The following is a 2,622-nucleotide window of genomic DNA, read 5'->3' on the forward strand; positions in this document are numbered from 1 at the left end:
ACCCAGCGCAGCGACAGGCCGCTGTCGGCGGCGGCCCGATCCGCCTCGACGCCCGGCTGCATCCGGTGCCCGTCGGCGTGACCGGCGACCTGTACGTCGCCGGGGACCAGCTCAGCCACGGCTACCTGGGCCGCCCGGACCTGACCGCGGCCCGGTTCGTCGCCGACCCCTACGGCGCCCCCGGCACCCGCCTGTACCGCACCGGCGACCTGGCCCGCCGCACCCGCTCCGGCGACGTGGAGTACCTGGGCCGCAGCGACTTCCAGGTGCAGTGGCGCGGCTTCCGCATCGAACTCGGGGAGGTCGAGGCGGCACTCATGCGGTGCCCGGGCATCGCCCGCGCGGTCGCGGTCGTGCACCACGACGACCGCGCCGGCACCGACACCACCACCGACCGGCTGGTCGGCTACGTGGTCCCGGAAACCGGCGTGGACGTCGACGTCGCGGCGACACTGGCGACGGTCGCGGCGGATCTGGCCGCGTACATGGTGCCCGCGACGCTGGTGGTGCTGGACGCGCTGCCGACCACCGCGACCGGCAAGCTCGATCGGCGCGCGCTGCCGGCCCCGGACTTCGCGGCGCTGTCGACCAGCACCCGCGCCCCGGCCGGGGAGATCGAAACCCGCCTCGTGGAGCTGTTCGCGCAGGTGCTCGGCGTGGACACCGTCGGCGTCGACGATTCGTTCTTCGCGCTCGGCGGCGACAGCATCATGTCGATCCAGCTGGTGTCCCGCGCCCGCGCCGCCGGCCTGGACTTCACCCCACGCGACGTGTTCGAACACAAGACCCCGGCGGCGCTGGCGGCGGTGACCGCGCTCGGCGCCACCGCCGGCACCGCGCTGCCGGAGCTGCCCGGCGGCGGTCTCGGCGACGTCCCGGCCACCCCGATCGTGCGGTGGCTGCTCGACCGCGGCGGCAACCTGGACCGGTACGCGCAGGCGGCGCTGCTGCGGCTGCCGGCCGGTCTCGACCCGGACACCGTCACCACGGTGCTGCAGGCCGTGCTGGACAAGCACGACATGCTGCGCGCCCGCCTCGTGCCCGCCGTGGACGGCGACCCGGCCGGGGTGACGCTGCAGGTGCGGGCGCCCGGCAGCGTCGACGCCGCCGACCTGGTGCATCGGGTGCCGGTGACCTCCGCCGCCGACAGCGACGACTTCTTCGCGCTCGCCGGCGCCGAACTCGACGCCGCCGCGGACCGGCTCGATCCGGCCGGCGGGGTGCTGGTGCAGGCGGTGTGGTTCGACGCCACCGTCGGCGCCGGGCGGCTGCTGCTGGTGCTGCACCATCTGACCGTCGACGGGGTGTCCTGGCGGATCCTGGTGCCCGACCTGGCCGCGGCCTGGGTGGCGGCGCTGGATCCGGCGGCCCCGCCCCTGGAACCGGCCGCCGGCACCTCGATGCGGCGGTGGGCGCACGCCCTGGTGGAGGAGGCGCAGCGGCCCGAGCGCGTCGCCGAACTCGACTTCTGGCGCGGGGTGCTCGCCGACGGCGACCCGCTGCTGGGGGAGCGTCCGCTGGATCCGGAACTCGACACCGCCGCGACCGTCACCACGCTGAGCACGGATCTGCCGACGTCGGTGACCGAGGCGCTGCTCACCACGGTGCCGCAGGCCTTCCACGGCACCGTCAACGACGCGCTGCTCACCGCGCTGGCGCTGGCGGTCACCGGGTGGCGGCAGGCCCGCACCGGGCCCGCGCCGGTGCTGGTGTCCGTCGAGGGGCACGGCCGCGACACCGCCGCGGTGCCCGGCGCCGACCTGTCCGGCACCGTCGGCTGGTTCACCACCATCCACCCGGTGCGCCTGGACGTCACCGGCCTGGACCTCGACGACGCGCTGCGCGGCGGCCGGCCGCGCCGTCAAGACCGTCAAGGAACAGCTCGCCGCGGTGCCCGGGCAGGGCCTCGGGTTCGGGCTGCTGCGCTACCTGAACCCGGACACCGCGCCCGCCCTGGCCGCGTACCCGGCGCCGCAGCTGAGTTTCAACTACCTGGGCCGGGTCACCGCCGGCGTCGACACCGGCGGCGACGCCCCGTGGCTGCCGGTCACCGGCTTCGATCGTGCCGGGGCGCAGAGCCCGGACATGCCCGCCCCCGCCGTCGTGGACATCAACGCGGTCACCGTCGACACCCCCGACGGCCCGGTGCTGCGCGCCCACTGGTCGTTCCCGGCCGGGCTGCTCGACACCGCGACCGTCACCGCCCTGACCGTGGCGTGGACCCGGGCGGCGACCGCGCTGGCCGATCATGTGCGCGACCCGCACGCCGGCGGGCTGACCCCGTCGGATCTGCCGCTGGTGCGGCTGGACCAGGACACCGTCGAACGGCTCGAGCGGCGCTACGGCCCGCTCGAGACGGTGTGGCCGCCGGCGCCGCTGCAGACCGGGCTGCTGTTCCACGCGCTGCTCGCCGGTCAGGGCGCCGAGGCCGCCGCCGACGCGTACATGGTGCAACTGTGCTTCGAGTTGCGCGGCGCCGTCGACCCGGACCGGTTGCGCCGCGCCGCCACCCGGCTGCTCGAGCGGCACCCGAATCTGCGGGCCGCGTTCACCGGCGACGGCACCGGCGGGTTCGTGCAGGTGATCCCGGCGCACGTCGAGCTGCCGTGGACGGTGCTGGAC

The 2,622-nt window shown here is 76.0% G+C and carries 1 protein-coding gene and 1 pseudogene; both read left to right on the plus strand.

Annotated features, from left to right (window positions below; genetic code table 11):
- Positions 1 to 1,835 (plus strand): annotated as a pseudogene (locus I0Q12_RS32440) (condensation domain-containing protein); the annotation flags it as partial.
- 55 nt (positions 1,836 to 1,890) lie between these two features.
- The coding region (locus I0Q12_RS34840; protein WP_307846131.1) for a condensation domain-containing protein at positions 1,891 to 2,622 on the plus strand (732 nt) is incomplete at its 3' end.

The organism is Rhodococcus sp. CX, from assembly GCF_015865005.1.
Taxonomy (GTDB): Bacteria; Actinomycetota; Actinomycetes; order Mycobacteriales; family Mycobacteriaceae; genus Rhodococcus.